This is a genomic window from Oleiphilus sp. HI0066 (assembly GCF_001635725.1).
Window position 1 is genome coordinate 1 of the sequence record NZ_LWFH01001046.1, and the last position, 1,965, is coordinate 1,965.

Consider the following 1,965-nt stretch of genomic DNA (forward strand, 5'->3'; position numbering starts at 1 on the left):
ACTTAAAGGTTTGATCGAAAAGCATGCTGGGATCAGTATTATTAACGTTGTTCTTACTCTTACTATAGACAAATAAAATGCAGAGTGCTGTTTTCATTCAATTTGCAAAGTACCCCGTTCTAGGAAACGTAAAGACACGCCTTGCTCGTTTCGTTGGTGAGCAGGGTGCTCTTGACGCCCATATTCGTTTGACGGCGGCGGTTAACCAACAACTGAATCGGTATGGAGAAACCCGAGACAAGGTTGATGTAAAGTTGGCACTTGCGAGCGGAGGCGGTATTAGTCATAAAGAGTGGATCGATTCTCTCACTTTTGATTATTGTCTTGAGCAACCTAGTGGCGATCTAGGTGCAAAAATGCAAAGGGTTATGTTCGATGCCCTAGAGCATTATGACTATGCCTTTATTGTGGGGAGTGATTTTCCAGTACTCGATGATGACTTCTTACAGCAAGCAATCAATTCGCTTAGCAATCATGATTTTGTATTCGCGCCAACAGAGGATGGAGGCTTTGGCTTAGTCGGGCAGAGAGCATGCGGATTTACATCATTTGGTGAAATCGAATGGGGCACCAATCGCGTGCTTGAGCAAGTTCAAAATCGCATGACAGAGCTTGGATTTAGTTTCTCGCTATTAGATAAGCGTTTTGATGTCGATGAATTAGAAGATTGGAAACGCTGGCTTCAGAGCGACTATAGCTAGTCGCTCTTTACTGAATTGAGATAGCTTCAACTATCTACGTTATCGCTGCTAGTTAATGGCTACCAAGTTTTCTTACGAAGACATCGAGCATTTGTTCTGCTTGTGCGGCTCTGCGAGCGCTTGGTCGCGGAAACACTGAAATCAGTCCCGCGTTTTGTATTAGGTTGAACGCTTGTTCAACGGTATAGAAGTGTGCGTTGTCATTAAACAATATGTCTCTACACCCAGACGCACTGTAGAAGAATGGGCTTTCAAGAAGCTTGTTCCATAACCCGCTTTCTTTTTCCAACAGGATCGAGCTTCTAATCAGTCGAATATTGTCTAGGTTTGCTTGCATGCCGCGGGCTTTTACTAGCTCGGTGAGTACACCAGTGATCTCTCTGTGTTCCGTGCCTGGGCAGTTAATGCGCGCAACGCCATCATCATTTAACAGGTTGATCCATGCGTCTAGCTTTGAGAAATCAAAGCCTTGCCCAAACTCGATATAATCAAACTTTTCGATGTCTTGTGGTGGTAGCGCGTAGTCAGCAACAGCGAACTCAAGATTATCACATGCGCTATGTTGAGTACGCATAAGGGCATAGGCCATGTCTATTTGGCTCGCGTCAGCGCCTAGGACAGAAACATTAGTGAACTGATTGGCGTAGTCGAAGGCCTTTTGGCCAGAACCGCAGGCAAGTAATAACACGCGAACAGTTTTACCTTGCCAACTCGAAGGTGGAAGAGTTGGTGCCAGCTTTTGTTTCAAGGTTGCGTAGAAGTCTTTCTTCTGAGGAGTCTTGATCGCCGCCCAGCGCTCTTTGCTTCTCGGAAGGCCGTTCTCTAACAGTTCCGCCATCGTTTGACCAAACAATGTGTAGCGAGCATGATGCTCTTTGCTTAGTTGATATAGCGACACCTCTAACAGGCTTTGCATGGCGATTGGCCAGTCTTCTAAGTCGTAGCGTAGTAAGTCAAACGAGAAGCTCTGCACGTAGACTGCTTCGTACATACCCAAGAGAATTAATGCGCCTGAAATATCATCTATATCTGCCTTTTCGTAGCCGATATTCGTTGCGATCTGAAGCTGTATTGCCTTGATATGGTTTTGTTCTTCTTCTGTCGCTATGAGTGCGTAGTCGGTGTGGGATGCGTAAACACCAATTGCGATTGCGCAGGCTTGAAGCTCAGTTCGAAGAGTTTGGTTGATCGCGCATTCTGAAAAGATTGAAAGTCGAAGTAGGGTTACTAACTCTTCGAAATGTACGCTAGGTACAACGCCGGT

At 45.5% G+C, this 1,965-nt stretch carries 2 protein-coding genes; one reads left to right on the plus strand and one right to left on the minus strand.

Going from position 1 to position 1,965, the window contains the following annotated elements:
- Positions 1 to 77: 77 nt before the first annotated feature.
- On the plus strand, positions 78 to 701 hold the full coding sequence (locus A3738_RS12830; protein ID WP_068480142.1) for a TIGR04282 family arsenosugar biosynthesis glycosyltransferase: 624 nt from the start codon (positions 78 to 80) through the stop codon (positions 699 to 701).
- A gap of 52 nt (positions 702 to 753) precedes the next feature.
- On the opposite strand, the gene A3738_RS12835 is transcribed toward A3738_RS12830, so the two are convergent.
- Positions 754 to 1,965, minus strand: a 1,212-nt coding sequence (locus tag A3738_RS12835) for a class I SAM-dependent methyltransferase (RefSeq protein WP_156504239.1), incomplete at its 5' end; no start/stop codon positions are given.